The organism is Microbacterium saperdae (genome assembly GCF_006716345.1).
Taxonomy (GTDB): Bacteria; Actinomycetota; Actinomycetes; order Actinomycetales; family Microbacteriaceae; genus Microbacterium; species Microbacterium saperdae.
This window is the reverse complement of record NZ_VFOX01000001.1, coordinates 2,276,904-2,303,425: the sequence shown is the minus strand read 5'-3', so window position 1 is coordinate 2,303,425 and position 26,522 is coordinate 2,276,904. Positions and strand designations below refer to the sequence as shown.

Genomic DNA, 26,522 nt, shown 5'->3' with positions numbered 1-26,522 from the left:
CCTCTTCTTGCTGCGGTTGTCATATGCTGCGCGCGATCCGGAATCCGATGTGGCTCATACCGGTATCGATCATCTGCCCGCGACGTGCAGCCGGTCGGTAGCGGCGGCAGTAGCTGTCGGCGCACAGGAAAGACCCGCCCTTCACGGTCTTCCGCGGCACCGGGAAACGTCCGGACGGCTCCAGGCTCCCCTCCCGGGTTCCGCCTCGGGGATTCGACGGGGCACAGCATCCCCCCGCGTCGCCGTAGTCCTGATACCAGTCCGATGTCCACTCCCAGACGTTGCCGGCCATGTCGAAGAGTCCGTAGGCGTTCGGGGGGAAGGAGCCGACCGGCGCCGTTGATCCATAGCCCCGCTCCGCGCGCCAGGGGAAATCTCCGTGCCAGTAGTTCGCGCGCCGATCGTCTCCGCTCTCGGGCTCGTCGCCCCACGTGAACCGCGCACCGTCGAGTCCACCGCGTGCCGCGAACTCCCACTCCGCCTCGGTCGGCAGGCGCGCATCCGCCCACTCGGCGTATGCGACCGCATCCTCATGGGCGATGTGCACGACCGGATGCTCGGCGGCGTCTCCGATGGTCGAGCCCGCCCCGAAGGGACGGCGCCAGTTCGCGCCCGGCGTCCATGCCCACCACTGGCTCAGATGACGGAGGTCGACGGGGCCGGGGGTACCCGTGAACACCATCGACCCAGGCAGCAGGTTCTCGGCGGGGGCATCGGGGAAGTCAGCGGGATCGAGAGGGCGCTCCGCGACCGTGCGGTAGCCGGATGCCCGCACGAACGCCGCATACTCGCGATTGGTGACGGCAGCCGCACCGAGCCGGAACCCATCGACCCGTACCCGGTGCGCCGGTGCCTCTTCCGGGTAGTGCTGATCAGAGCCCATGCCGAACTCCCCGCCGTCGAGCCGCACGAGGCGATCGACGGCGGAGAGGTTCGAGACGCCCGTAGCCAGCTCAATCGCCTCCTGCGAGGAAGGCCTCGAGCTTCGCGACGGCCTGATCGATGCTGAACGTGGCCGCCTTCTGCCGCGGAGGGAACTCCTCGAAAGTGTCCAGGAACTGCGATACCAGGCTGGTCGCGGCGAGGATCAGGAAGTCGTTCTCGAACAGCCAGTCGAAGTAGGTGTTCGAGGTCTGATCCGCCCGTTCGTAAGGATCCGTGCGCAGATTGAACAGCTTCGGCACACGCAGGGCGACGAACGGCTCCATCCACACCTGCAGTGTGCCCTGCACCCGCTGCTCCATGAAGACGACCTTCCAGTTGTCGAAGCGCAGTGCGAGTACGTCGCCGTCGTCCGAGAAGTAGATGAGCCCCTTGCGCGGGCTCTTGTCCACCGCTCCGGTCAGGTACGGCAGAAGGTTGTAGCCGTCGATGTGCACCTTGTACGTGGTGTCCCCGATCTGCTTGCCCTTCTTCAGCTCGTCGACCGTCGTCGTGTCTCCGACCGCGGCGAGGAAGGTCGGCAGCCAGTCGTGGTGCTGGACGATCTCATTCGAGATGCTCCCCGCCTCGATGTGGCCGGGCCAGCGGATGAGCTCGGGAATGCGGAATGCGCCCTCCCAGTTCGTGTTCTTCTCGCTGCGGAAGGGGGTCATGCCGCCATCGGGCCACGTGTTCATGTGCGGGCCGTTGTCGGTGGAGTAGATCACGATCGTGTCGTCAGCGATGCCGAGTTCGTCGAGCTGGTCGAGCAGGCTCCCGACGACCCTGTCGTGATCGATCATCGTGTCGTGATACTCCGACTGCCAGCGCCCGGCCTGGCCGATGCTCTCGGGCTTGGGGTGCGTGCGGAAGTGCATGTGCGTCGTGTTCACCCATGCGAAGAACGGTGTCTCGCTCTCCACCGCGCGGCCGATGAAGTCCTGCGCAGCCTCGGCGAACACCTCGTCGATCGTCTCCATCCGCTTGCGCGTGAGCGGCCCCGTGTCCTCGATGCGCTGCTTGCCCCGGGGGCCGTAGCGGCCGTCGACCGTGTCGTCGTATTCATCCGTCGCCCAGCTGTGCAGCACCCCGCGTGGTCGAGCGCGGTCGTTGAAGCCGGGGAACTCCTCGGGAGAGGGCCAGTTCGCCGCCTCCGGCTCCTCTTCGGCGTTCAGGTGGTACAGGTTGCCGAAGAACTCGTCGAAACCGTGCACGGTGGGCAGGAATTCGTTCTTGTCACCGAGGTGGTTCTTACCGAACTGGCCCGTCGCGTACCCGTGGGGCTTGAGGACCTCGGCGATCGTCACGTCCTCGGCGCGGAGTCCGATGTCGGCGCCCGCCATGCCGACCTTGCTCAGGCCGGTGCGGAACACGCTCTGACCCGTGATGAACGACGCGCGACCGGCGGTGCAGCTCTGCTCGCCGTAGGAGTCGGTGAAGCGCATGCCCTCCTCGGCGATGCGATCGATGTTCGGCGTCCGGTACCCCATCAGGCCGTCGCTGTAGCAGCTGAGATTCGAGATGCCGATGTCATCTCCCCAGATGACCAGGATGTTGGGCTTGCCTCCGGGCATCACAGACCTCCGTGATCCGCGCGCCGCGGGGGCACGGACGCCGGACCTCTGCGCCGAGGTGTTCGAGTTGGCACGCGTTCCATGTCTGACTCCCGTCGATCTCGATGGTTCTCGTGACGAGCGTGCCCTCTGATCTGCGCATTCGAAAGTGCGGGTCATCCCATGCGGGTGAGGTGCGGGGGCGGGCCGAAACCTCGTCCTCTGAGAATGGGCGGATGAGCGAACCACTCGAGCAACCCATTGAACGCAGGACTCGTGTGCTCGAAGTCGTGACGGTCGTCGTGCTCTCGATCACCGCCGTGCTCACCGCCTGGTGCGGATTCGAGGCATCGAAGTGGGGCGGCGAGATGTCGATCGCCTTCAGCCGGGCGTCGAGCGCCCGCGTGCAGGCGGCGTCGGCGGAGGCCACGGCTCAGGCGGCGCGCCAGTACGACCTGACGATCTACACGCAATGGGTCCTCGCCGATGAGGAGGGGAATGATGAGCTCGTCCGATTCATAGAGGAACGCTTCACGGATGAGTTCGCCGTCGCGTTCGATGCCTGGAACACGGAGGGGCGCAGCGCCAGGGGACCGTTCGCGATGCCGGACTACGTGCCGCCGGGAACGGTCGAGGCTGAGAAGTCGAGTGCAAGGGCGGATGCGCAGTTCGATGAGGCTCTCGCCAACAACCAGCGCGGTGACGACTATTCGCTGCTGACCGTGCTGTTCGCACTCGTGCTCTTCTTCGCAGCGATCTCGCAGCACCAGACTCGCGAGTGGGGGCGACGCATCTTCCTCGCGCTGAGCGGTGTGATGGCGATCGTCGGAATCGTCACCCTGCTGACGTTTCCCATCAAGCTCTGATCGTGCGTCCGACATCGCCCGGAGGGGATGAATCGGGATAGCGGATCCGCGAGTGAGGCTCGACACTGAGGGAATGAAGAACCCGATGAGTCCTGACCTCCTCGATGTCGCACGCTCGGCGGGCGGCCCTCGGGAGCGCGCGCGAGAGGCGATCGGACTGCAGATCTCCATCACCGCGTTCGTCGTGGTCGGTCTCGTCGCGCTGCCCGCCTTCGGGCTGGGTTCGGCGCCCATCGCGGGCGCCGGGTCGGTCGGGCAGTTCGCGGCGATCGCCTCCGCCGCCACCGCGATCGTCGTCTTCGTGCTCGGCCGTATCGTCGTCGCCGACCGGAGTCGTTCGAGGCGCACCTCGGTGCTCGAGGTCATCGACACAGGGGCGGTGGCCTTCGCGCACGCGGTGATCGCGCTGCTGGGATGGACGCTGGTGGCGACGATCCTGGAGCAGGGCTTCACCGGTGCGGTCGTCTTCCCTGTTCCGGTCCTGCTGCTGTCCGCGGCCGCTGCCGGAGTCACCGCCTACGTCGTGTACTTCTCCGCGACGCACATGGATCTGCAGCTGTTGGCCGTCATCCTGGCCGTCTTCCTCGTGTTCGGTGTGGTGGCGAGCATGCTCACCGCGAGCGACCCGCTGTGGTGGAAGGACAACCTGAGCGCACTGGGGATGACAGACGACCTCTCTGCGCGCACGTTCAATCTCACGCTGATCGTGGCGGGGATCCTCGTGACGACACTCGCGCGCACCGCGACGCAGGGGATACCGACGCCGAATCCGCGCGGCGTCACCGGTGTGCGCACCTGCCTCGTGGTCGTCGGGATCTTCCTCGGACTGGTCGGCGTCTTCCCCGTGGATCAGTACTTCGCGCTGCATACGGGCGTGGCATCGGGGATGGTGGTGACCTTCGCGGTGCTGGTGATCGCGCTGCGCTCGTGGGTCCCCGGGGTGTCTCGTACGTTCCTGCTCCTGGGCTACGTCTTCATCCTCGCGATCCTGGTGCTGTCGGTGCTCTTCGCGGTCGGCTACTACACGCTCACTGCCGTCGAACTCGTCGCCGGAACGCTGGTCTTCACCTGGATCATCCTGTTCATCCGCACCGCTGACGCGCTCACGCGCGACATCGCGGTGACGACCTCACGGTGATGCTCGCGCCCGCCGAGCAGGGCGGATCGGGCCGCGCGGAGTGCCATTGAGAATCGATCGATATATCAGTATCTTGAGCGCATGGCGCGCCCCAGACGCTTGACCAGACCGGGACCTGAAGTGCGGTTCCGGGCGCCATCGAGGCGACCTGATGTGATCCGCCGGACGCGGGTCACGTCAGCGATCACGCGAGCCGTCGAGCTCAACCCGGTGACGGTGATCAGCGCGCCGAGCGGTTTCGGGAAGACCCTGGCCGTGGCGGAATGGGCGTCGGACGAGGACGAGGTCGCCTGGCTCGCACTGAACTCGTACGACTCCGACCCCTCGCGTCTCGCGCAGGGAGTCATCGACGCGCTGAACGTCTCCGCCGATCGAGCGGGGCGCATGCCGCCGTTCCCGCGCGACCTGGACGACCCCGCTCATGCCTATCAGGAGATCTGCCGCGTCTTCGGCGACGTGAAGAGCACCATTCACCTCGTCGTCGACGACGCCCATCGTGCCGGTGAGGACTGGCGGCGCGGTCTGCTGGGCATGCTCGCGGAGCAGGCGCCCGACCAGCTGCGGATCGTGCTGGTCGGCACCACTCTGCTCGAGGTGACATCGTCGCGCCAGCGACTCATGAGCCCGGGTTCTTTCGTGGGCGCGGATGTGCTCAGCTTCACCGCTCCCGAGGTGGGACAGCTCCAAGAGGGGGAGGCTCACGGTCTCGCGGCCGACTCCATCCTGGAGGAGACGCGGGGGTGGCCGATCGCCGTGCGATTGATGATGATCGGGGGGAGACGACCCGACTCGGATGCGGCGATCGCCTCCGCGTTCCTGGGGGACTACGTGCGCGAGCATGTCCTGGATGCGCTCCCCGCCGACATCGCGCGGTTCGTCTTGGATGCGAGCGTCTGCCTGGAGATCACCGGTGACCTGGCGACTGCCGTGACCGGGGATCCGCACGCACCCGAACTGCTCGACACCTGCGTCATGCTCGGGCTGTTCCTCGACAAGTTCGAAGGCCCGCACTGCCCGGTGTATCGCTGGCACGCGGCGTTCGCCCGTCAGTGCTCGGACATCCTCCGCTCTGATCCCCAACGCGCCGCCGCATGCCATCGTCGGGCGGCCGCTCATCTGGAGGACTCCGACCCCATCGCGGCGATCACGCACTCGCTCAGTGCCGGGGACTACGGCCGCGCGCGATTCACGCTCCTGAACCACTGGGTGGGCCTCGTCGTCGGCTCATCGGCCGCCGAGGTCGAGCGCACGGCGACCGACATGCTGCGACGCCATCCCGACGATGCCGAGGTGCTGCTGGTCAGGGCCGGTGCGAGCGACGTGCTCGGCGATCACCACGTCGCAAGGCAACTCTTCCACCGCGCCCGCGGCCTGATCGACCAGGTCGATCCCACGCGCGCTCCTGCGGTCCTGCAGCTCGCTCGTCTGTTCATCGCGGACGAACGCGATCAACTGGCCGAAGCCAGCGCCGATGTGCGCAGGATGCTGCTGCACGCGGATTCGACGGCACTGAGCGATCGCGCCGCGATCAACTACCTGATGGGCTGGACCGAGATCCGCTATCGCGGCGACCCGACGATCCCTGTGGAGTACTTCGCCGCCGCTGCGCGGGAGGCCCAGAGCTCCGGCGACGAAGAACTCTCGAAGCGCGCGTTCGGACATCTCGCGTTCGGGCAGACTTGGGCCGGCCAGCTCCGTGCGGCGCGGGTGTCGCTCGCCGAGGTGGATGACGCCGACGACGTGCGTCTGCCATGGAGCACGTACGCCGGAGGAAGCGCCGCGGCGGCCGCGGGGTACGTCGCGTACTGGTCCGGCGAAGTGGATGATGCGATCAGCATCTTCGGCACCGTGCTCCTGAACGGACGGGCAGACAGATCCTTCACGAGCATCGCCCGCATGATGATCGCCTACGCGGCCGCAGAGACGGGGGACGTCGCCGCCTGCCGTCGTGCCGCCATCGGGGTGCAGGAGATCCCGCTCGAGGTCGAGCACGGGATCTCATGGCCGACGTTCCGCGAGTCGGCGATCAGCCTTCTCGAAGAAGCGGTCGGACGGTCGGACCGGGCGCTGCAGCTGGCGAAGAGGAACGTGCAGTGCCAGGACCTCCCGATCGTCTGCGTGGCGCTCGCCGGAGTCTTCCGACGCGCGGGGGAGTATGCGACCGCGCTCGAGATGCTCCGCGGGCTGCGCACATTCGCCGACGTGTCCTACGTGAAGGTGGCGACGATGACGACCGCGGCCGTGCTCCGTCGTCACGCCGGTCACCACGAGGCGGCGCATGAACTCTGCGAGACCGTGCTCGCGGTCGCCTCGGCGGAGAACATCCGCCTGCCGTTCGGTCCGCGAGAGATCGCGGTGCGCAAGCTTCTGCACGAGCACGTGCATTTCGGGACGCAGTTCGAGGACTTCATCGGGAGCTGTCTCGCGGTAGAGGTTTCCGGCTCGCTCGTCGATTCGCTGTCGGAGCGGGAACACGACGTGTATCAGCAGTTGCAGACCGCCCGGACCCTGCCCGAGATCGCGAAGGTGCTCCAACTGTCGATCAACACCGTGAAGACGCACCAGCGGTCGATCTACCGCAAGCTCGGAGTCTCGTCACGACGGGATGCGGTGCAGACGACCGTGTGAGACGTGGCGACCGCCGGCTGACGCGTGGGTCAGGACGTCGTGATCGTCGCGTCGAGGACGGCGTTCGCGATGGCCGCCGGGATGAGCTGGGTCGCCATGATCGCCTCACCGTGGAAGGTCAGATCCGCGGAGAACTGCTCAGCCCAGGTGGGCTCCACCAGGACGAGCATGGCGGAAGAGCCGACGGGCAGCGCCGCGGCGAAGTGGCGGACGTCATCCTCGCACACGATCCCCGGCGTCTGGAGGCCGAGCCCGGCGAGCGCGAACTCGTCGGCGTCCACCTCACTGAGACTGAACTCCTGAAGCGCCGGTCGGCGGATGAGGAGGAGGTCGAGGATGCGCACGGCCCCGGCTTCCACCTGCCGCAGCAGCGCCTCCAGCGCATGCGGGCTGAGGTGGTCGGTGTCCAACCGTACGACGAAGAACTCGACATCGCCGAGCGCGCGCAGCGTCACATCGACCACCTCAACAGCGTGTCAGCTCAGAGCCCGGGACTTGATCGACGCGAACTCCTCGTTCGTGATCGTCCCGGCTGCCAGGAGCTTCGACGCCTTGTCGATCTCATCGCTCGGACTGCTCGATGCGACGCTGCGGATGTAGGAATCCGCCGCGTGCTGCTGGTCGCGATACGCGGCGGCGCTCCTCTCACCCATTCCCCGACCGCGGGCGATCAGGTAGACGAGGGCCGTCAGGAACGGTACGAAGACCAGGAAGATGATCCAGATCGCTTTCAGCCAGCCGTTGAGGGCGTGGTCGCGGAACAGATCCGCGACGATGTTGAAGAGCACCATGAGGTACGAGATGAACACGAACGCCCAGAAGAACCACCAGATGATGGACCAGAAGCTGTCCCATATCGACACGATCGACTCCTTTCGTTGAAGTATTGCGTACCGCGATCCTGACAGCGCCTCTCGAGCGCAGCGCGACCACCTCACCCGGAGCGGGCGAGCCCCGCTGACCGGCATTCGTCCCGGTCCGCCTCATCCTCGTACTCACCCGCTTGGGGTGAGAAGACCCGGCTCCGCTGCAGACCCGGTGCGAGCATGAGTGCCATATCGCCCGCACCAGTGGCGACAGCGCGGAGGTGATGTGGTGCAGAAGCCGCTGGCGGGGCTCACGCGGGCCAACGTCGTGCGCGAGCTCCTCGCGGGCGTCACACTCCTCGCGATCGCGATCCCTCTCAACATCGGCTACGCGCAGATCGCCGGGCTCCCCGCGACCGCCGGGCTCTACGCGCTCGTCGTTCCCACGGTGCTCTACGCACTGGTGGTCTCGTCCCGTCAGCTCGTCGCGTCGCCGGATGCCGCCGCGGCGGCGCTCGTCGCATCGTCGATCGGAGGGCTGGCCGTCGCCGGCTCCGCGGACTACGCCGTGCTCGCTCTCGCGCAGGCGATCATCTGTGGCGTCATGTTCATCCTGCTGGCGGTCTTCAAGCTCGGTTTTCTCGCGAACTTCCTGTCGAAGCCGATCCTGATCGGGTTCGTCGGAGGACTCGCACTCGACATCCTGGTGTCACAGATCGCCAAGATGCTCGGAGTGAAGATCGATTCGGGGGGCGAGTTCGTCGAGAAGGTGGGCGACCTTCTCGGCGGGCTCGGCTCGATGAACGGCTGGTCGGTGCTGATCGCGGCGGCGTCCGTCGTCGTGCTGATGCTCGGCAAACGGTTCTTCGGCATGATCCCGTGGGCGTTGCTCGTGCTCGTCGTCGCCACCCTGGTCGTCGTGCTGGCCGACCTGGGCGCTGCCGGAGTCGCCGTGCTCGGGGCCGTCCCTGCCGGAGCCCCCTCGCTCACGTGGCCGGTCATCGACTGGCAGACCTGGCTCCTGCTGATCCCGTCGGCGATGGCCCTCACCCTGGTGACGACCGCAGAGGGGCTGCTGGTCTCGCGCTCGTACGGTGAGAAGCGCCACTATCGCACAGAACCCAATCGCGACCTCCTGGCCTTCGGCGTCGCGAACATCGCCGCCGGCGCGCAGGGCAGCTTCGCCGTGGGGTCGTCGACCAGCCGCACCGCGGCGATGGACCAGTCGGGTTCGCGCACGCAGCTCCCGTCTCTCGTCCTGGCCGTCGGCACGCTGCTGCTGCTCCTCTTCGGCACCGCGCTCCTCGAGGACATCCCGTCTCCGGCGATCGGGGCCATCGTCGGCGTGGCGATCCTGCCGCTGCTCGGATTCCGTGAGCTCGCGTCCCTGTGGAAGCTGGACCGGTTCGAGTTCTTCGTCGGTGCGGTGTGCTTCCTCGTCACGCTGTTCGTGGGATCGATCCCCGGGATCATCGTCGCGTTCGTGCTCGCTCTCATCAACCTCGCGAAGCGTGCGGCCAATCCCGCGATCGATGTGCTCGCGGCCGACGGAGAGCCAGGAGACTCGCTGCTCGAGGAAGGGGCGGCGGGTTCGACGACGGCACCGGGCATCGTGGTGGTGCGCATGGCCGCGCCGCTGTTCTTCGCGAACGGCGACGTCTTCGGGCAGGCGATCCGCACCGCTGTCACCGCCCCGGGTGCCGACGCGGTGCAGCACGTCGTGATCGACATGGAGGCGGTCACCGATGCCGACGTCACCGCCGCCGAGTCTTTCGCCGGCCTCGTCGAGTGGCTCGACGATCATGGCGTCTCTCTGGCGTTCAGCCGGCTCAGAACGCGAGCTCGGCCCCGGCTCGAGCGGCTCGGAGTGCTGACCGACCAACGCGTGTTCGCGACCAATCGCGCCGCGGTCGCAGCGCTGAGCGCCTCGAGCGCCCACGTTCCCTCACCGTCATCCCACGCAGAAGAAGGGCAGCTTCATGAATGACTTCCGATTCGGACCGGCAGAGTTCTATCTGGTCGGGTTCGAGGGCGACAGGCCCGACCCGGCGACGTTCCGCGCGCTGACCGATCTGATCAACACCGGCGTCGTGCTTCTGCTCGACTTCGTCGTGCTGACGAAGTCCGACACGGGGGAGCTGAGCATCCTCGAGTTGGACTCGGAAGACGATTCCCTCGGCCTGGGCGATATCAGTCCCATCGCCGCGGGTATCGCCGGCGACGAGGACATGGAAGCGCTCGCCGAGGCGATCCCGCCGGGGCAGTCCGCGGCCATCGTCGTCCTCGAGCTCTCCTTCGCGCGGGAACTCGCTCAGAACCTCGCCGCAGCGGGCGGGCAGGTGCTGCGCAGCGAGCGCGTGCCCGCCCCTGTGGTGAACGCCATGATGGACATCCTCGACCAGGAAGGTGAATGACATGCCATTCAGGAGATTCGGCCGCCCAGGGCTGATCGGCCTCGCGGCGAGAACCGCGGTGGTGGCCGGGACCGCGACCGCCGTGCAGGGCGTCGCGATGCGGCATCGCGAGCAGCGCGCACAGGGTGACTATGAGCAGGAGCAGTACGCCGCCGCGCAGCAGCAGGCGCAGATCGACGCCGCCGCGCAGAACGCGGCGGCGCAGTACGCGCCGGCCGCGGCCGCACCGTCGTCCGGTGCGGACGACATGATCTCCAAGTTGCAGCAGCTCGCGTCGCTGAAGGACTCCGGCGTGCTGTCCGACGCCGAGTTCGCCGCCGCGAAGCAGAAGCTGCTGAGCTAGCGCGGACGACGGGGGAGAAGCATATGGGACAGGTCATCGGACAGCTGCTGCCGCTCGCACTCGGCATCGCGATCAGCCCGCTCCCCATCGTGGCGGGCATCCTGATGCTGATGTCGCCACGCGCGCGATCGACCAGCGTGGGATTCCTGATCGGGTGGATCGGCGGAATCGCCCTCGTGGTGACGGTCTTCACGTTGCTGTCCGCTGTGATCCCCACCGCTGCGGAGGACACGTCGAAGCCGGTTCTCGGGGTGATCCAGCTGGTGCTGGGCGCTCTGCTGATCCTGCTGGCCGTGCGGCAGTGGCGCGGTCGTCCGCGCGGCGATGCGCAACCGGCGATGCCCACATGGATGCAGCAGATCGACGGGATGTCATTCGTGGCGACCCTGGGCCTCGGGCTCCTGCTCTCGGGGGCGAATCCCAAGAACCTGCTCCTGGGCGCCAGCGCGGGCGTGACCTTGGGTGCCGCCGGTCTCGCCGGCGGCGACGTGACTCTCGTGATCATCATCTTCACGGTGCTGGCAGCGTCCACCGTCCTGGTGCCGGTGCTCGGATTCCTGCTCGCCTCCGACGCGCTTCGCCAACCGTTGAGCAGACTGCGCGACTGGCTGCAGGCCGAGAACGCCGTCATCATGACGGTTCTGCTGCTCGTGCTCGGCGTCGTGATCATCGGCAAGGGCGTGGCGAGCTTCGGCTAGCCGACGAGGAGCGACGATGACGGAATCGCGTGCGGACCTGCGGGGATCGGCGTCGGGGCGGCGATGATCCGCATCCCCGGCGGGACGTTGCTGATGGGCTCCGACGAGTTCTATCCGGAGGAGGGGCCGGTCCACGAGCGCGCGGTGGCTCCCTTCGAGCTCGACGCGCATCCGGTGACGAACGCGGCCTATGCCGCCTTCGTCGCGGCGACCGGTTACGTCACGATCGCGGAACGCGCGTTGAACGCGGCTGACTTCCCCGGTGCGGATCCGGCGGATCTCGTGCCCGGCGCGATGGTGTTCACACCCACGAGCGGTCCGGTCGATCTGCGCGACTGGCGGCAGTGGTGGAGATGGGAGCCCGGGGCGCACTGGCGTCGGCCGTTCGGTGCCGAGGACGCCGTGGTCGATCGCGGGGATCACCCGGTCGTGCACATCGCGTATCCGGACGCCGCCGCCTACGCCGAGTGGAGTGGGAAGAGGCTTCCCTCTGAGGCGGAGTGGGAATGGGCAGCCCGTGGTGGTCTCGTGGGTGCGCGCTTCGCATGGGGATCGGACGTCCGACCGGACGGTGCCGTGATGGCCGACACCTGGCAGGGCGAGTTCCCCTATCGGAACGCCGGTGCTGCGGGATGGGTGGGGACGGCGCCGGTCGGCTCGTTCCCGGAGAACGGCTACGGCCTGCACGACATGATCGGCAACGTGTGGGAGTGGACGGATGACTACTGGACGCATCGGCACGTCCCGCCGGGCGCCGTCGGCGTCGATGCCGGACCGCGTCCGAGCCTGCTCTCCGCCGAGCCGGGGTCGCGCATCCCTCGGCGGGTGCTCAAGGGCGGCTCTCACCTGTGTGCTCCGGAGTACTGTCTGCGCTACCGCCCGGCCGCACGCTCCGCGCAGGCGGAGGACACCGCCATGACGCACATCGGCTTCCGCTGCGCGCGGTGATCGCCACCGGTCAGAGTGGTGCGGCAAGGCCCTCGGCGACGTGGGCGTGCACCCGGCCTGCGGCGATCAGGCCCTGATACCACTCGGTCTTCGTCGCGATCGCGGTCGCCTTCTCGGGAAGCGCGGCGATGTGCAGGGCGATGCCGTGGGCCGCGAGCTCACGATCGAGATCGGCGAGAGTGTCGAGCACGGTGATCGTGACGGTCTCGAGCCTCCGCGCATCCAGCACCACGGAGCGCACCGGCTCGGGGCGGGTGGTCGCCAGCTGGATGATCGCCCGCTCGTTCGCCAGCGCGTTCGCCGTGTAGAGGCCGCGGAGGGTGCGGATGGCGACTCGGCCATCGCGTTCGCCGACGACTTCGAGTCGCGGGATGTTGAGCTCCCGCAGAACCAGGATGAGGGTGACGGCGACACCGGCGGCGACCGCCGCGAGCAGACCCCCGGTGAGGCCGATGACGGCGACCATGAGCGCCACCCAGAAGTCGATCGCGCTGATGCGCGCCCACCGAATCAGCAGGGGGATGTCGATCAGACCGGCCACGGCGACGAGCACCATGGCTGCCAAGGTGGCCTGGGGGAGCAGCGAGACGACGGGGCCGAGGAACAGGGCGACCAGCACCGCGAGGGCGACGGTCACCAGAGTCGCGAGCTGCGTGCGCGCCCCGGCGTTCTGGTTCACAGCGCTCTGCGAGAATCCCCCGGCGGCGGGGAGCGCGCTGAAGAACGTGCCGGCGAGATTCGCGACGCCCACGGCGATGAGCTCCTGATCGGCGTCGATGGCCGGCTCCGTGGGGCGACGGATTCCGCGCGCGACCGCGGCCGTCTCGAGGAACACCATGACGGCTATCGCGAGCGCCCCGGGGATGAGCGCCCCCAGATCGGTCAGATTCGGCAGGCCCGGCGTCGGCAGCCCCGACGGCACCGGATTGATCAGCGCGACCCCGGCGTCGTCGAGGTTCCAGAGCCACACGAGCACGATCCCCATCACCACGACCACCAGCGTGCCGGGGATCTTCGGCGCGAACCGCGCGAACAGCAGCATGATCACGATCGAAGCGGCAGACAGGGCCGCGGTCGGCCAGTTGATGCTGTCGAACGCCGCGAGCGCGGCGAGGAGGGACCGGAAGAACCCTTCGCCGGACACGTTCGAGGTCTCACCGAGCAGCTTGGGGAGCTGGCCGACCGCGACCGTGCCACCGACCCCGATCTTCACGCCCAGGACCGTCGCCGCGCTGATGTTCTCGACGAGCGACCCCAGACGCAGCAGCCGCGCGATGATCAGGAGCGTGCCGACCAGCATGGCCAGTGCCATCACGGTGCCGATCGGGTCGTCCGACCCCGACGCGGTGGTCGCCGTGACGAGAGTGGTGGCCGTCAGCGTCGCGACCGTGGAGGTAGTCGACACGCTCATGGCGCGGGACCCGCCGAGCAGGGCGTACACCAGCATCGGGATGATGCACGTGTAGAGGCCGACCTGCACCGGGAGGTTCGCGATCGTCGCATAGGCCATCGCCTGCGGTACGACGACGGCTCCGGCGGCGAGACCGGCGATGATGTCCGACGACAACCACGCGCGGCGATATCCGACGAGGGTCGGCAACCACCAGCGCGTGCGCCAGGCCGCCGGTGGCCGCGAGCGTGGTGCAGCGGTGTCGGTCATCCGGCTCCTCGCGTCTCGGTCAGGCGGCGTCGTCCCGGACGCGACTCGGGGCATCCGGCGCCGGTGAGAGCCACACCTCGAACGGCCCTCTCATGCTGACATCGCCGCTGCCGGGGTGAGAAGGCGGGTCACCCGTTGCGGGCGATGCCCTCCGCCGGCTGAGGAGGCAGGACCTTACGCTGGGGCGCCAGGAGGCGGGCTCCGCAGCCCGTCGTGACCCCGAGGAGTAGCGATGACCGATGTGCAGCGTTCCGTTCTTCCGATCCCAGATCTGGCCTACACCGGGACGGTCACGTACGACGCGACCGACCCGGACACCCGATTCCCTCCGATCGAGCCGGTGCGTCCGCCCGCAGGCTCTCCGAACGTGCTCGTGGTCCTCATCGACGACACCGGTTTCGGGGCATCGAGCGCGTTCGGGGGACCGGTGCATACGCCGAACTTCGAACGCGTCGCCGCTGCCGGGCTGAAGTATACGCGCTTCCACACCACCGCGTTGTGCTCGCCGACGCGTGCCGCCCTGCTCAGCGGGCGGAACCACCACACGGTCGGGATGGGAGGCATCACAGAGATCGCCACCTCGGCGCCGGGGTACAGCTCGGTGCGACCGAACAGCTGTGCGCCGCTCGCGGAGACCCTGAAGCTCAACGGTTACAACACCGCGCAGTTCGGCAAGTGCCACGAGGTTCCCGTGTGGCAGGCGAGCGCGATCGGGCCGTTCTCGGGATGGCCCACCCCGGGCAACGGGTTCGAGTACTTCTACGGCTTCATCGGCGGCGAGACCAACCAGTGGTATCCGGCGATCTATGAGAACACCACTCCCGTCGAACCGTGGGGAACGCCCGAAGAGGGCTACCACTTCATGGGCGACATGACCGACCGCGCGATCGCGTGGACCCGCGAGCAGAAGTCGCTCGCGCCGGACGTGCCGTCCTTCACCTATTTCGCCCCCGGGGCGACCCACGCCCCGCACCACGTGCCGGAGGAATGGGCAGACAGGTACAAGGGCCGGTTCGATCAGGGATGGGATGAGATCCGCAAGGAGACCTTCGCCCGCCAGCTCGAACTCGGAGTGATACCGGCTGACGCCGTGTTGACCGAACGAAGCGCCGGCATCCCCGCGTGGGACGAGATGAGCGATCTGATCAAACCGGCACTGGCCCGTCAGATGGAGGTATACGCGGGCTTCCTGGAGTACGCAGATCATCACGTGGGGAGGCTCCTCGACGCTTACGAGGAGCTCGGCATCCTCGATGACACGCTCGTCTATGTGATCATCGGCGACAACGGTGCCAGCGCCGAGGGGTCGATGCACGGAACGACGAACGAGGGCTTCACCATCAACCACATGAACGACCTGGAGACCGAGCAGTACGTGGCCGATCACATCGACGACATCGGCACCCCACGGTCGTACAACCACTACGCGGTGGGATGGGCGCATGCGATGGACACGCCGTACCAGTGGACCAAGCAGGTCGCCAGCCATTGGGGAGGCACCCGCAACGGGACGATCGTGAGCTGGCCTCATGGCGGTGTCGAGAAGGGTGGCGTCCGTCACCAGTTCAGCCACGTCATCGATGTCGCACCCACCGTGCTCGAGGCTGCGGGGATCCCCGAACCATCCCTCGTGAACGGCGTGACGCAGCGCCCGTACGAGGGGACCGCGATGAACTACAGTTTCGCCGCGGAGAACGCACAGGCGGACGAGCAGCATGAGACGCAGTACTTCGAGATGCTCGGCAACCGCGCGATCTACCACAAGGGGTGGACGGCGGTCGCGAAGCACAAAGACCCGTGGGCGGGATCGTCCCACGGGCTGGACGACGACGTGTGGGAACTGTACGACGTCGAGAAGGACTGGACGCAGTCTCACGATCTCGCCGCGGAAGAGCCGGAGAGACTCGCGCATCTGCAGAGGCTCTTCCTCATCCAGGCGGCGCGCTTCAACGTGCTGCCCCTCGACATCCGCTCCGCCGAGAGGATGAATCCCGACATCGCCGGGCGTCCGCAGCTCGTGGTCAGCGACTCGCAGAAGTTCTATCCGGGGATGAAGCGTCTCAGCGAGAACACGTCGATCAATATCAAGAACAAGTCCTGGACGGTCACTGCGCAGGTCCGCATCCCTGACGGTGAGGCCTCAGGCGTGCTGCTCGCGCAGGGCGGTGCCTATGGCGGTTGGTCGTTCTATGCGGTCGACGGAATGCTCGCCTTCGCGTACAACCTGCTGGGCATCGACGTCGACATCGTGCGCTCCTCGACGCAGATACCCGCGGATGCGACGGAGCTCCGCGCGCACTTCGCCTATGACGGCGGTGGGCTGGCGAAGGGCGGCACAGTGACGCTGTCGGCCGACGGCTCCGTCATCGGCGAGGGGCGGGTGAAGAGGACCATCCCGTTCCAGTTCACGTTCGACGAGACGGTCGACGTCGGCGCTGATCTCGCCTCGCCCGTCTCCCCGGACTACGGACCGACGGGGAACGCGTTCTCGGGTGACATCGAGTGGGTGCGCATCGACCTCGGTGACGACGATCACTCCCATCTCATCGACGACGAGCACCGGCTCGCGGTGGCGATGTTGAAGCAGTAGCGCGCCGCCGCATGCGCTCGCCTGCCGAGAACGGATGAGGTCAGTAGGCGAGCAGGGCGGAGATCGCCTTCTGCAGCTGGAGCACCGCGATCACGAGCACCAGGGCGGCGTTGAGAACACTCGTGTTCCCGGCGATCCAGGTGCGGATGCGCGTGAGTGTGGGAGCAGCTTCCTCGCCCTTGACGAGCACCAGGAGCACGGGGATGCCGATCGGCAGCACTCCGATCGCCCCGAAGACCACGAGCACGACGACGCTGGGCACGGTGTCGAGCCCGGCGAGGCGGACGTCGAGCGCCGCCAGGACCGCGCACGAGAGATCGACAGGGTTCAGCAGGAAGATCCCCGCTCCGAGGGCCAGAGATCGTCCGGGAGTGAAACTCTCGACCGACTTCAACCATCCGGGAAGCTGCGGCGCGGCCGCGGTGACCTCGCCGGGTGTGGATGCCTGGGCCATCGCCAGCCGATGCGCCCTTCCGCGGCGGTAGATCCACACGGCACCCAGCAGAAGCAGGACGCCCAGCAGCAGGCGCAGCAGAGGCACCCAGAGCGGCGGCTCCTGCCGTTCATGGACCTGGAGCAGCCCCAGCAGCGCGAAGCTCGCGCCCAGGCCGATGAACACGCCGGCTGTCCATCCCACGAAGAACATCACGCCGTTCACGCGCGCACGCCGCGAGACGAGGACCGCGACGAGAGCCATGATCGCGAGGGGGCTCATCACGATTCCGAGTACCAGCGGAAGAAGAGACAGCACCAGATCGGTCATCGGACCACGCCCTCACTGCTCGCTCGGGTCGGCTCCGCGGTGCATCTGGGTCCGTGCATGCCGGACGCCGACTTCCACAAGCTAGCCCCTGGAATCGTCAGCGCTCGGGGCGAGTCACCCGAGACGGGTGAGTGCCGTCACCGCGAGCGTGCGGCACTCGATAGGACTGGTAGCAGGAGTACGAGGGGAGCTGCGTGACCGCGGCGGTTCTTCGCGCAGCACCACGATCGAAAGGGAACGCAGATGACCACGGAACTCCCCGGCAGCGTGTTGCCGATCCCGGACCAGACCTACACCGGTCCGATGGTGATGGACGCGAAGAAGATGGAGGAGAAGCTCCCGCCCATCGAGATGAAGCGCCCGCCGAAGCAGGCCCCGAACGTGCTGCTCGTGCTCCTCGACGACGTCGGATTCGGCGCATCGAGCGCGTTCGGGGGACCGGTGCCGATGCCGACGGCCGAACGCCTCGCCGGCGGAGGACTGCGGTACAGCCGGTTCCACACCACCGCGATCTGCTCTCCCACACGGGCGGCCATGCTGTCCGGCCGCAACCATCACCAGGTCGGCATGGGACAGATCACCGAGACGGCCACGCCATCACCGGGGTACCGTTCGACACGTCCGAACTCGTGTGTTCCGCTGCCGGAGATCCTGCGACAGGCCGGCTACAACACCGCCCAGTTCGGCAAGTGCCACGAGGTGCCGGTGTGGGAGTCCGGTCCGACCGGACCGTTCGACCACTGGCCGGCGTTCAGCGGATTCGAGAAGTTCTACGGTTTCATCGGCGGCGAGACGAATCAGTGGACGCCCGCGCTCATCGACGGCGTCGGCTTCGTGGAGGCACCCGACGACCCGGACTATCACCTGATGCCCGACCTGGCCGATCGGGCCATCGACTACATCAATCAGCAGAAGTCGCTCACCCCCGACAAGCCGTTCTTCATCTACTTCGCACCGGGTGCGACGCATGCTCCGCACCATGTCCCGAAGGAGTGGATCGCGAAGCACAAGGGCAGGTACGACCAGGGATGGGACGCGCTGCGTGCGGAGACCTTCGAGCGGCAGAAGGCGCTCGGCGTCATCCCGGCGGATGCCGTGCTCACCGAGCGCAGTCAGGGGATCCCCTCATGGGATGAGGTCCCTGAGGAGCGGCGGCCCATCCTGGCACACCAGATGGAGGTCTACGGCGCCTTCCTCGAATACGCCGACCATCACACGGGGCGCGTGATCGACGCGATCGAGCAGCTGGATCTCCTGGACGACACCCTCGTGCTGTTCATCATCGGAGACAACGGGGCGTCCGCCGAGGGCGGGCTGGAGGGGGCGTTCATGCTCTCGACGGCCGCGAACGGCGGCGCGGAGTACGAGACCGTGGAGTTCTGGCAGGAGAACCTCGACAAGGTGGGCGGCCCCGAGGCCTACAACCACTACGCGGTCGGGTGGGCGCATGCGATGTGCACGCCCTACCAGTGGACGAAGCAGGTCGCCAGTCACTACGGCGGCACGCGCAACGGCACCATCGTCCACTGGCCGGCACAGATCACCGGCAGGGGAGAGGTGCGCGATCAGTGGCACCACGTCATCGATGTCGCACCGACGATCCTCGAACTCGCGGGTCTGGCCCAGCCGCACACGGTGAACGGCGTGACGCAGGTGCCGATGCACGGGACGTCCTTCGCCTATTCGTTCAACGATGCGACGGCTGCGGAGCGCCATCACACGCAGTACTTCGAGATCATGGGCAATCGCGGGATCTATCACCGCGGATGGACGGCGCAGACCCGTCACCGCACTCCCTGGGACGTCGTCAGCGCTGCGCCGGACTTCTCCGAGGACGTGTGGGAGCTCTACGACACCACGGTCGACTGGACGCAGTCGAACGACCTCTCGAAGGAGCAGCCGGAGAAGCTGGCCGAGTTGCAGCAGCTCTTCCTGATCGAGGCCACGCGCTACAACGTCATCCCGCTCGACGACCGCGCCGCCCAGCGGATGAATCCCGAGTTCGCCGGTCGCCCGACGATCGTGCAGGGGGAGACGCTGCGGCTGTATCCGGGTATGACGAGGCTCAACGAGAACGTCGCGATCAATGTGAAGAACCGGTCCTGGTCGGCGACGGCGGAGATCATCGTGCCCGACGACGGGACGCTGGAGGGCGCCATCCTCGCCCAGGGCGGTCGTACCGGCGGCTGGTCATTCTTCGGTGAAGGCGGAAAGGTGGGCTTCCACTACAACTACTGCGGGCTCCTCCGCAGCACGGCGCTCTCCGCCGACCCGCTGACGCCCGGCGTCCATCAGGTGCGATCCGAGTTCGCGTATGCGGGCGGAGGCATCGGTCGAGGAGGAACGGTCACCCTCTTCGTCGACGGTGATCAGGTCGGCACCGCAGAGGTCGTGCGCACGCACCCGATGTACTTCTCGTTCGACGAGGGCCTCGACGTCGGCTGCGACACCGGGATGCCCGCGTACGAGGGGTACACGACCAAGGGGGGTGCGTTTTCGGGAACGATCCACTGGGCGCAGATCGACCTCGGGCTCGATGACCACAACCACCTCGTGGACCCGGAGGCCTGGCTCGAGGCCGCGATGCGGCACCAGTAACCGGGCGTCGGAGAGAGGGCCGGAGAACAGAAGCGGGACCGTCCTGATGGACGGTCCCGCTTTCTCGTTGTGGGTTGTACGCGGAAGGTGTCTTGCCGCGTGATTCCGGGGGATCTGGCGCCACTCATTAAGGTCGATCCTTCGTGGACGCGCACGTAATCCTCTACTCGCCTGACACCGCCCTGTTCGGGGGCAGCGACGGTTAGTCAGACGGACTGTGCCCTTCAGCCGTTCTGCATGGGCACTTGGAGGTAGGAGGCATGGTCGGCGCCCGTGTGGATGATGTGTGTGCCCTCGTTGGCGGGGACATACTCCTCGATGCCTGGCATCAGGGTTCCCAGCAGGTTGCGGGCGCTGACGATGAATCGGAGCTGCTCGCCTGCCGCGAAGGCGAGGCCGAGCGGGAGCAGGTCGATCTCGATCTCGGCGATCTCGCCGGGGGTGAGCTTCTCAACGCGGTCGAAAGAGTGTGCCGGCACATCGTCGGTCGTGAGGTTCTTGTCCAGGTGGCGAGCGGAGACGCGGAGCCGTCCGTCGGATCCCTTGTACTTGAGGATGGTCGCGCCGTGGTCGGTGAGGTCGTGGGCCATCGCGGACTGGTTGGGTACGGTGAACTGCTGCAGAGGCGTGCCGTAGGCGTCGAGCTTCTGGATGAGCACGAAGAGATCCATGTCGTCGGCGCCACGGGCTTCGACGAACAAGTGGGCCTTCGGGTATCCGACGAGTTCCGTCGCCGAGTCGAACCGGAGCAGGAAGGATGCGGCGTTCGGATTCTTGTCGACGTCGTATGTGACGACAGCAGCCTCTGCGGGAGCATCCGGGACTAGGCGGCGGGTGCGTCCGTCGAGGTAGAGTTTCGTCGAGATCGCCTCGGCCGGGGGAAACTCGTCTGCAGACACGTTGACCTTGTCTCCTCCGGCGAGGTCGAGGACGGAGTACCGCACTCGCGGCGTCGTCTCCCATCCATTGTCGATGCCCTTCAGGTAGTGGTCGAAGAAGCGACGGAGGTCTTCGACGTTGCCCTGGTCGTAGTAGTCGGGCCACTCCTGGCCGTTGTGAATGCGCAGCCACTTCGCTTCAGAGGCGATGCGCCGCCAGGCGCGGAACGTGCCCGCCGTGTGAAGGGTGTTGGAGTAGCTCGCGACGATGTACGCGGGCACGGTGATCTCGTCGAACTCGGGGACCTTCTCGGTCCAGAGCTCGTCGAACAGGGGGTGCGCCTCGACTTCGGCGAGGATGTCCTCCTTGAGGTTCTTGCCGAAGAAGCTCCCTTCCTGCAGCTGGCGAGCGAAACCGGTGTCGGGCATGCCGCCACGCAGCACCAGATCGCGGTACACGTCGCTGACGCCTTCCCACGGGTTGATGGCGGCGAGGTGGGGCGGCTGCTCCGCGGCGGTGAACCACTGGGAGACGGCCAGGTAGGAAGTGCCGGTCATTCCGACCTTGCCGCTGCACCAGTCCTGCTCAGCGAGCCACTCGATGAGGTCGTAGGCGTCGCGCCCGTCCTGGCGGTCCCAGAGCACGCTGTCGCCCTCAGAGTCGACGACGCCGCGGATGTCGGGGTTGCAGACCGCGTATCCCCGGGCGCACCAGTAGGCGGGGTCAGGTCCCTCGAACTTCTCGAGACCGGAGACGGTGGAGTTGGAGAGTCCGACGAGCCCGAAAACGCCCATGACGCTCAGCGAGGTGCCCTGTGCTTTGCCGTACGGGCTCCACCCCAGGATCACCGGGACCTTCTCTGCGCCGACGGGGCGGAAAACATCGACATAGATCGTCACACCGTCGCGAAGCTCTACCGCGACGTCCTTCTCGAAGATCATGTCCACCGGGAGCGGGCGAAACGGAGGTGCGACCTGGAAACCGGCTTCCAGCGTGCGGGTTCCGGGAGCGAAATTCGTGAGGAGCCCGGTGCGGCCTGCCGGGAGCGAGGAGGACGGCGTGAAGATCTTCTGTTCGGTGGACATGGCGGTTCCTTCATCACGTGGGAGACGGCCCAGGATCCCGGGTCGCTGCGAGCGTACGCTCAGATCGCCTAAAACTCAACAACTGTTGAGAAAATATCGAGTGGGGCGTAGATTCAAGGTGTGAGCACTCAGACGGAATCAGCGACAGTTCGGCGCCCAGGCCGGCGACCGGGCCCCGGCAACACTCGAGTGGCCGTCCTAGAGGCCGCCCGAGCCCGCTTCGCCTCCGACGGCTTTGCCGGGACTACGATTCGACGCGTCGCGGCCGACGCCGGTGTCGATGCCTCGCAGGTGATGCAGTTCTTCCGCTCGAAGGACGAGCTGTTCGCTGCCGTAATGGCCGTGCCGGCATCCGCACTCGAACGCTTCAACATCGCGTTCGAAGGACCGGACGACCACCTCGGCGAGCGGGTCGTCCGAGCGTACCTGCACGCCTGGGAAGGGTCCGAAGAGGAATCCGAGCCGCTCATGGCGATGCTCCGCGGCGCCATCGTGAACCAGCACGCCAGCGACCAGCTCCGCGACTTCATTCAATCCCGCCTGCGAGAGGGCACGCGAGGCAGCGACGATAGGGATGCTGCGCTCCGTACCGGCGTGGCGTCCGCCATGCTGGTGGGCATCATCACCGCTCGCCGCATCATCGGCGTACCAACCCTTGTCGACGCCGACATCGACGACCTCGTCCGGGTCGTCGCACCGGCTCTCCAAGACGTGCTCGCGCCGCGCCACGACTGAACCGCGTCGATATCTGCGGCATACTCCGAACAGAGCGAGAGGACACGACATGACACAGTCGACGAGTGACGGCACAAATCGTCCCCGCGGCGGGGTGTTCCGCCGCCGCACACCTGGCGTGCCGTCGCCCACCGAGGGGACGACCCGACGCACGCGTTACGTCGATGATGGCCACCTCGTCCGTGCGCCGCGCGACACCACGGTGCTCAGCGCGCAGACGTTCACTGACGAGGACGAACACCGCACCGCACTCCTGCTTTACCCGAAGCCGACGCCGGAGGATGTCGCCGAGCTCGCCAACACCTGGAACCTGCACCCGCTGCTTGTCGAGGACCTCCTCCATGCCAGGCAGCGTCCGAAGCTGGAACGCTACGACGACACCCTCTTCCTCGTCGTCCGGTCCGCGTGGTACATCGACGCGAAGGAAGACGTCGACTTCGCCGAGTTTCACATCCTCGTGCGCCCACAGGCTGTCGCGGTCTTCTGCCAGGACGGCCGGTGGATCGACGGTCTCGACGCCGACGACGCATCCGGCGCCGCCGACCGCGGCGATCGCACCCTGCTTGACGACGAGCAGCTGTTGCACCACGGCCCCGAAGCCATCGTCTACCGCCTCCTCGACGCCATCGTCGACGGCTACGCGCCCGTACTTCGCGGTCTCGCCATAGACCGCGAACAGATCGAACGCCAGGTGTTTCGCGGCGATGCGACGGTCACCGAACGCATCTACCGCCTGAGTCAGGAGGTCATCGACCTTCAGCAAGCCACCTCCGGTCTCGCCGAGGTGCTCGCGGCACTCCGGAAGGGGTTCCGTCGCTACGACATCCCAGAGCCGCTGCAGTCGTATCTGCAGGACGTCGCCGACCACCTGAGCCGCGTCGAGACGCAGGTCAGCGAGCTCCGTGATTCCCTCTCGCAGATTCTCACGGTCAATGGCACCCTGGTCGCTCAGCGGCAGAACGAAGACATGAAGAAGATCTCCGGCTGGGCAGCGATCCTCTTCGCTCCGACGCTCATCGGCGCGATCTATGGGATGAACTTCGACAACATGCCTGAGCTCCACTGGGCATTCGGCTATCCGCTCGCCGTCGGCGGCATGGTTGCGTTCGCGGTCGTTCTGTACGTCATCTTCAAGCGACAGAAGTGGATGTGAGGCGAGGTGCTCACGCCACAGGCAGCGCCCAGATACGAGAAAGGCCGCCTGGAATCAGGCGGCCTTTCTTATACGTTTATGTTGTGCCCCCGACAGGAGTCGAACCTGCGACCTACGGTACCGGAAACCGGCGCTCTATCCACTGAGCTACGGAGGCGTACCGATCGACAATATCACTGCTCGGGGGTGGTCTCCGACCCGCCGGCCTCGCTGACCGGCGCGCCGGTCAGCTCGGTCAGCGCGGCGGCGACCCTTTCGGCCAGGTAGCGGTGGCCGGCGGTGGAGGGATGCTGACGTCCGAGATCCACGTCGATCACGTCGAGGTAGTTCTGTTCGGTGATCCAGTCCTGCGCGATGGGGGAGATGTACCACCAGCCCCGTGCGGCGGCGAGCTCGCCCAGGTCGGTGTCGATGCGCCCCGTGGCGGCCCCCACCGGGAGCTCGTGCGGCGCCGGACCGAGCACGACGATCGTCGCCTCGGGGTACTTCGCCGACAGCGCGTCCCAGGCGGCGGTGACGGCCTCGCGGTAGCCGGCCTCGCCCTGGGCGCGATCGTTGATCGATCCCTGGATGATGATGAGGTCCGGAGTCAGCGTCGGGTCGAGCGCGGCGATGCGCTCTCCGAAGGCGGGACCGTCGAGTCCGGGCTTGAGGTATCCGCTGCCGCGCACGCCGTCGACGATGGTCTGGCCGTCGAGGAGGCCGGCCAGTCGATAGGCATATCCCTCGGTCGGGACTGTCGCCGCGGACCCGTAGGTCCAGGAGTCGCCGAACACCAGGACGGTGGGGTGCTCGGGGAGGACGAGAGGCGCCGGGGCGATGGCCGCCGGTGCCGCTCCCTCACCCTGTGCTGCCGCGCCGATCGGGGCGGCAGAGGGCAGCGGAGCCCACGGTCGCCACATGCCGAGAGCGACTGCCGCGACCACCAGGAGCAGGGCGACGGCGACCCCGGCGGATCGCAGGGGGTGGCGGGTGACACGGGCCTTCATGGGATGAGAGTAGATCAGGAATCCGCGGGCGCAAATTCCGGCCCGCGACGCGCCGTAAACTGGGGAGCCTATGAACCCTGAAACGCTCGCCCACGCCCTCCTCGCCGTCCTGACGCCCCTCGCAGACGAGCGACGCCCGGGCGAGCCGCTCGGACTCACCGCCGCCGACCTCGTCTTCGAGCGTCCGCGCAACCGCGACCACGGCGATTGGGCATCGAACATCGCCATGCGTCTGGCCAAGCAGTTCGGCACGAACCCGCGTGAGCTCGCGCAGCAGATCGCCGACGGGCTCGCCGCGGTCGACGGTGTCGCGAGCGCCGAGGTCGCCGGCCCCGGGTTCATCAACATCCGTCTCGACGCGGCTGCTGCCGGCGCGCTCGCGAAGACGATCGTCGATGCCGGTGCCGCCTACGGCACGAACGACTCCCAGCAGGGTGTGACCGTGAACCTGGAGTTCGTCTCGGCGAACCCCACGGGCCCGCTGCACATCGCCCACACCCGGTGGGCGGCGCTCGGCGACTCGATCGTCCGGCTGCTGCTCGCCAGCGGCGCCCATGCCGTCCGCGAGTACTACATCAACGATGCCGGCGCGCAGATGGAGCGTTTCGCGAGCTCGGTGCTGGCCGCTGCCAAGGGGGAGCCGACGCCGGAAGGCGGATACCCGGGGGAGTACGTCACCACGCTCGCGCAGCGCGTGCTCGCCGCGCACCCCGACCTGCTCGACCTCCCCGATGACGAACAGCTCGTCGTCGCCCGCGACCAGGCGTACGAGTACCAGCTGGCCGAGATCAAGCACTCGCTCGACCGCTTCAACGTGCCCTTCGACGTCTGGTTCTCGGAGCGCACGCTGCACGAGAAGGACGCCTCGGGCACGAGCCTGATCGACCAGGCCGTCGACCGTCTGCGCGAGCAGGGCCACGTCTTCGACCTGGACGGCGCGGTGTGGGTGCGCACCACCGACTTCGGCGACGACAAGGATCGCGTCATCCGCCGCTCGAACGGCGAGTACACCTACTTCGCCGCCGACGCGGCCTACTACCTCAACAAGGGCGACCGGGGCTTCCAGAACAAGATCTACCTGCTGGGCGCCGACCACCACGGCTACGTGCATCGTCTCAAGGCCGTCGCGGGAGCCGCAGGAGAGGACCCGGAGAAGAACATCCAGGTGCTGATCGGTCAGATGGTGTCGATCAACGGCGCACGCCTCAGCAAGCGCGCAGGCAACATCATCGAGATGGACGACCTGCTCGACTGGCTGGGCACCGATGCGCTGCGCTACTCGTTGGAGCGTTCGCCGGCCGACTCGCCGCTCGATCTCGACCCCGAGCTGCTGCAGAAGCGCACCAACGACAACCCGGTCTTCTACGTGCAGTACGCCCACGCGCGCACGCACAACGTGGCCCGCAACGCCGGTGACTCGGGCGTCGAACGCTCCGAGTTCGCCCCCGAGACGCTCACGCACGAGTCCGAGGCCGCGCTGCTCGGCGCGCTGCAGGAGTTCCCCCGCATCGTGGCGTTCGCCGCGGAGGTGCGCGAGCCGCATCGGGTCGCCCGCTACCTGGAGGAGCTGGCCGGGCTGTACCACCGCTGGTACGACAACTGCCGTGTCATCCCGCAGGGCGACGACCCGATCGAGAGCGTGCACCGCACGCGTCTCTGGCTGAACGACGCCGCGGGTCAGGTCTTCCGCAACGGGCTCGATCTGCTGGGCGTGTCGGCACCCGAACGCATGTGACGCGCCGGGGCGACCAGGCG

At 67.2% G+C, this 26,522-nt stretch carries 21 protein-coding genes and 1 tRNA gene; 13 read left to right on the top strand and 9 right to left on the bottom strand.

The genetic code is table 11. From position 1 onward, the window contains the following. Positions 1 to 19 precede the first annotated feature (19 nt). Together FB560_RS11000 and FB560_RS10995 are read right to left on the bottom strand one after the other, a co-directional pair. Positions 20 to 958 carry a formylglycine-generating enzyme family protein gene (locus FB560_RS11000; protein WP_407662568.1) on the bottom strand — a complete coding sequence of 313 codons (939 nt, stop codon included), beginning with the start codon at positions 956 to 958 and terminating at the stop codon, positions 20 to 22. Further along, positions 954 to 2,495 carry an arylsulfatase gene (locus tag FB560_RS10995; RefSeq protein ID WP_141872398.1) on the bottom strand — a complete coding sequence of 514 codons (1,542 nt, stop codon included), beginning with the start codon at positions 2,493 to 2,495 and terminating at the stop codon, positions 954 to 956. Before FB560_RS10995 ends, FB560_RS11000 begins: the two co-directional genes overlap by 5 nt. Positions 2,496 to 2,710: 215 nt before the next feature. Between FB560_RS10995 and FB560_RS10990 the strand changes: the two genes are divergently transcribed. From FB560_RS10990 to FB560_RS10980, 3 genes are all read left to right on the top strand, one after another. Continuing rightward, the gene (locus FB560_RS10990; protein ID WP_141872397.1) at positions 2,711 to 3,340 is read left to right on the top strand and encodes a hypothetical protein; all 630 of its coding nucleotides are present in this window, start codon (positions 2,711 to 2,713) and stop codon (positions 3,338 to 3,340) included. 73 nt (positions 3,341 to 3,413) lie between these two features. Next, positions 3,414 to 4,478 carry a DUF998 domain-containing protein gene (locus tag FB560_RS10985; RefSeq protein ID WP_141872396.1) on the top strand — a complete coding sequence of 355 codons (1,065 nt, stop codon included), beginning with the start codon at positions 3,414 to 3,416 and terminating at the stop codon, positions 4,476 to 4,478. A 153-nt stretch (positions 4,479 to 4,631) separates the two neighbouring features. After that, on the top strand, positions 4,632 to 7,106 hold the full coding sequence (locus FB560_RS10980; protein ID WP_229673121.1) for a LuxR C-terminal-related transcriptional regulator: 2,475 nt from the start codon (positions 4,632 to 4,634) through the stop codon (positions 7,104 to 7,106). A gap of 29 nt (positions 7,107 to 7,135) precedes the next feature. On the opposite strand, the gene FB560_RS10975 is transcribed toward FB560_RS10980, so the two are convergent. Then, positions 7,136 to 7,570 carry a DUF6325 family protein gene (locus tag FB560_RS10975; protein WP_141872394.1) on the bottom strand — a complete coding sequence of 145 codons (435 nt, stop codon included), beginning with the start codon at positions 7,568 to 7,570 and terminating at the stop codon, positions 7,136 to 7,138. A gap of 12 nt (positions 7,571 to 7,582) precedes the next feature. After that, positions 7,583 to 7,969 carry an SHOCT domain-containing protein gene (locus tag FB560_RS10970; protein ID WP_141872393.1) on the bottom strand — a complete coding sequence of 129 codons (387 nt, stop codon included), beginning with the start codon at positions 7,967 to 7,969 and terminating at the stop codon, positions 7,583 to 7,585. 232 nt (positions 7,970 to 8,201) lie between these two features. On the opposite strand from FB560_RS10970, the gene FB560_RS10965 reads away from it, so the two are divergent. The 5 genes from FB560_RS10965 to FB560_RS10945 all read left to right on the top strand — a co-directional run bounded on the left by FB560_RS10965 (position 8,202) and on the right by FB560_RS10945 (position 12,315). Then, a complete protein-coding gene (locus FB560_RS10965) occupies positions 8,202 to 9,899 on the top strand; it encodes a SulP family inorganic anion transporter (RefSeq protein ID WP_141872392.1) in 1,698 nt (565 codons plus the stop codon). Continuing rightward, a complete protein-coding gene (locus FB560_RS10960; protein ID WP_141872391.1) occupies positions 9,892 to 10,326 on the top strand; it encodes a DUF6325 family protein in 435 nt (144 codons plus the stop codon). Before FB560_RS10965 ends, FB560_RS10960 begins: the two co-directional genes overlap by 8 nt. A 1-nt stretch (position 10,327) precedes the next feature. Beyond that, positions 10,328 to 10,669 (top strand): SHOCT domain-containing protein, encoded by a 342-nt coding sequence (locus FB560_RS10955; protein ID WP_141872390.1) that lies wholly within the window; start codon positions 10,328 to 10,330, stop codon positions 10,667 to 10,669. 23 nt (positions 10,670 to 10,692) lie between these two features. After that, on the top strand, positions 10,693 to 11,367 hold the full coding sequence (locus tag FB560_RS10950; RefSeq protein WP_141872389.1) for a GAP family protein: 675 nt from the start codon (positions 10,693 to 10,695) through the stop codon (positions 11,365 to 11,367). A 63-nt stretch (positions 11,368 to 11,430) separates the two neighbouring features. Next, positions 11,431 to 12,315, top strand: a complete 885-nt coding sequence (locus tag FB560_RS10945) for a formylglycine-generating enzyme family protein (protein ID WP_141872388.1) — start codon at positions 11,431 to 11,433, stop codon at positions 12,313 to 12,315. Positions 12,316 to 12,325: 10 nt separating this feature from the next. On the opposite strand, the gene FB560_RS10940 is transcribed toward FB560_RS10945, so the two are convergent. After that, positions 12,326 to 13,975, bottom strand: a complete 1,650-nt coding sequence (locus FB560_RS10940) for a SulP family inorganic anion transporter (protein ID WP_141872387.1) — start codon at positions 13,973 to 13,975, stop codon at positions 12,326 to 12,328. A 232-nt stretch (positions 13,976 to 14,207) separates the two neighbouring features. Between FB560_RS10940 and FB560_RS10935 the strand changes: the two genes are divergently transcribed. Further along, entirely contained in the window at positions 14,208 to 16,565 is a 2,358-nt protein-coding gene (locus FB560_RS10935; RefSeq protein ID WP_141872386.1) for an arylsulfatase, read from the top strand. 40 nt (positions 16,566 to 16,605) lie between these two features. Here the strand turns inward: FB560_RS10935 and FB560_RS10930 are convergent, their stop codons facing one another. Further along, complete coding sequence (locus tag FB560_RS10930) at positions 16,606 to 17,328, bottom strand: GAP family protein (protein WP_141872385.1); 723 nt, start codon at positions 17,326 to 17,328, stop codon at positions 16,606 to 16,608. A 243-nt stretch (positions 17,329 to 17,571) separates the two neighbouring features. On the opposite strand from FB560_RS10930, the gene FB560_RS10925 reads away from it, so the two are divergent. Further along, the gene (locus tag FB560_RS10925) at positions 17,572 to 19,926 is read left to right on the top strand and encodes an arylsulfatase (protein ID WP_141872384.1); all 2,355 of its coding nucleotides are present in this window, start codon (positions 17,572 to 17,574) and stop codon (positions 19,924 to 19,926) included. A gap of 224 nt (positions 19,927 to 20,150) precedes the next feature. On the opposite strand, the gene FB560_RS10920 is transcribed toward FB560_RS10925, so the two are convergent. Beyond that, complete coding sequence (locus tag FB560_RS10920) at positions 20,151 to 21,890, bottom strand: CocE/NonD family hydrolase (protein WP_141872383.1); 1,740 nt, start codon at positions 21,888 to 21,890, stop codon at positions 20,151 to 20,153. A gap of 120 nt (positions 21,891 to 22,010) precedes the next feature. On the opposite strand from FB560_RS10920, the gene FB560_RS10915 reads away from it, so the two are divergent. Next, positions 22,011 to 22,625 (top strand): TetR/AcrR family transcriptional regulator, encoded by a 615-nt coding sequence (locus tag FB560_RS10915; protein ID WP_141872382.1) that lies wholly within the window; start codon positions 22,011 to 22,013, stop codon positions 22,623 to 22,625. 49 nt (positions 22,626 to 22,674) lie between these two features. Beyond that, positions 22,675 to 23,778, top strand: a complete 1,104-nt coding sequence (locus FB560_RS10910; protein ID WP_141872381.1) for a magnesium and cobalt transport protein CorA — start codon at positions 22,675 to 22,677, stop codon at positions 23,776 to 23,778. An 84-nt stretch (positions 23,779 to 23,862) separates the two neighbouring features. On the opposite strand, the gene FB560_RS10905 is transcribed toward FB560_RS10910, so the two are convergent. Beyond that, a tRNA-Arg gene (locus tag FB560_RS10905) sits at positions 23,863 to 23,935 on the bottom strand. Positions 23,936 to 23,951: 16 nt separating this feature from the next. Then, positions 23,952 to 24,767 (bottom strand): SGNH/GDSL hydrolase family protein, encoded by an 816-nt coding sequence (locus FB560_RS10900; RefSeq protein WP_141872380.1) that lies wholly within the window; start codon positions 24,765 to 24,767, stop codon positions 23,952 to 23,954. Positions 24,768 to 24,837: 70 nt separating this feature from the next. On the opposite strand from FB560_RS10900, the gene argS reads away from it, so the two are divergent. After that, positions 24,838 to 26,502 carry an arginine--tRNA ligase gene (argS, locus tag FB560_RS10895; RefSeq protein ID WP_141872379.1) on the top strand — a complete coding sequence of 555 codons (1,665 nt, stop codon included), beginning with the start codon at positions 24,838 to 24,840 and terminating at the stop codon, positions 26,500 to 26,502. Positions 26,503 to 26,522 lie beyond the last annotated feature (20 nt).

What these genes read in the sequence shown, in the direction of transcription:
- FB560_RS10995 (WP_141872398.1), bottom strand. Translation starts at nt 2,495, where the DNA reads ATGCCCGGAGGCAAGCCCAACATCCTGGTCATCTGGGGAGATGACATC.
- FB560_RS10990 (WP_141872397.1), top strand. Translation starts at nt 2,711, where the DNA reads ATGAGCGAACCACTCGAGCAACCCATTGAACGCAGGACTCGTGTGCTC.
- FB560_RS10985 (WP_141872396.1), top strand. Translation starts at nt 3,414, where the DNA reads ATGAAGAACCCGATGAGTCCTGACCTCCTCGATGTCGCACGCTCGGCG.
- FB560_RS10960 (WP_141872391.1), top strand. Translation starts at nt 9,892, where the DNA reads ATGAATGACTTCCGATTCGGACCGGCAGAGTTCTATCTGGTCGGGTTC.
- FB560_RS10955 (WP_141872390.1), top strand. Translation starts at nt 10,328, where the DNA reads ATGCCATTCAGGAGATTCGGCCGCCCAGGGCTGATCGGCCTCGCGGCG.
- FB560_RS10950 (WP_141872389.1), top strand. Translation starts at nt 10,693, where the DNA reads ATGGGACAGGTCATCGGACAGCTGCTGCCGCTCGCACTCGGCATCGCG.
- FB560_RS10945 (WP_141872388.1), top strand. Translation starts at nt 11,431, where the DNA reads ATGATCCGCATCCCCGGCGGGACGTTGCTGATGGGCTCCGACGAGTTC.
- FB560_RS10940 (WP_141872387.1), bottom strand. Translation starts at nt 13,975, where the DNA reads ATGACCGACACCGCTGCACCACGCTCGCGGCCACCGGCGGCCTGGCGC.
- FB560_RS10935 (WP_141872386.1), top strand. Translation starts at nt 14,208, where the DNA reads ATGACCGATGTGCAGCGTTCCGTTCTTCCGATCCCAGATCTGGCCTAC.
- FB560_RS10930 (WP_141872385.1), bottom strand. Translation starts at nt 17,328, where the DNA reads ATGACCGATCTGGTGCTGTCTCTTCTTCCGCTGGTACTCGGAATCGTG.
- FB560_RS10925 (WP_141872384.1), top strand. Translation starts at nt 17,572, where the DNA reads ATGACCACGGAACTCCCCGGCAGCGTGTTGCCGATCCCGGACCAGACC.
- FB560_RS10920 (WP_141872383.1), bottom strand. Translation starts at nt 21,890, where the DNA reads ATGTCCACCGAACAGAAGATCTTCACGCCGTCCTCCTCGCTCCCGGCA.
- FB560_RS10910 (WP_141872381.1), top strand. Translation starts at nt 22,675, where the DNA reads ATGACACAGTCGACGAGTGACGGCACAAATCGTCCCCGCGGCGGGGTG.
- FB560_RS10900 (WP_141872380.1), bottom strand. Translation starts at nt 24,767, where the DNA reads ATGAAGGCCCGTGTCACCCGCCACCCCCTGCGATCCGCCGGGGTCGCC.
- argS (WP_141872379.1), top strand. Translation starts at nt 24,838, where the DNA reads ATGAACCCTGAAACGCTCGCCCACGCCCTCCTCGCCGTCCTGACGCCC.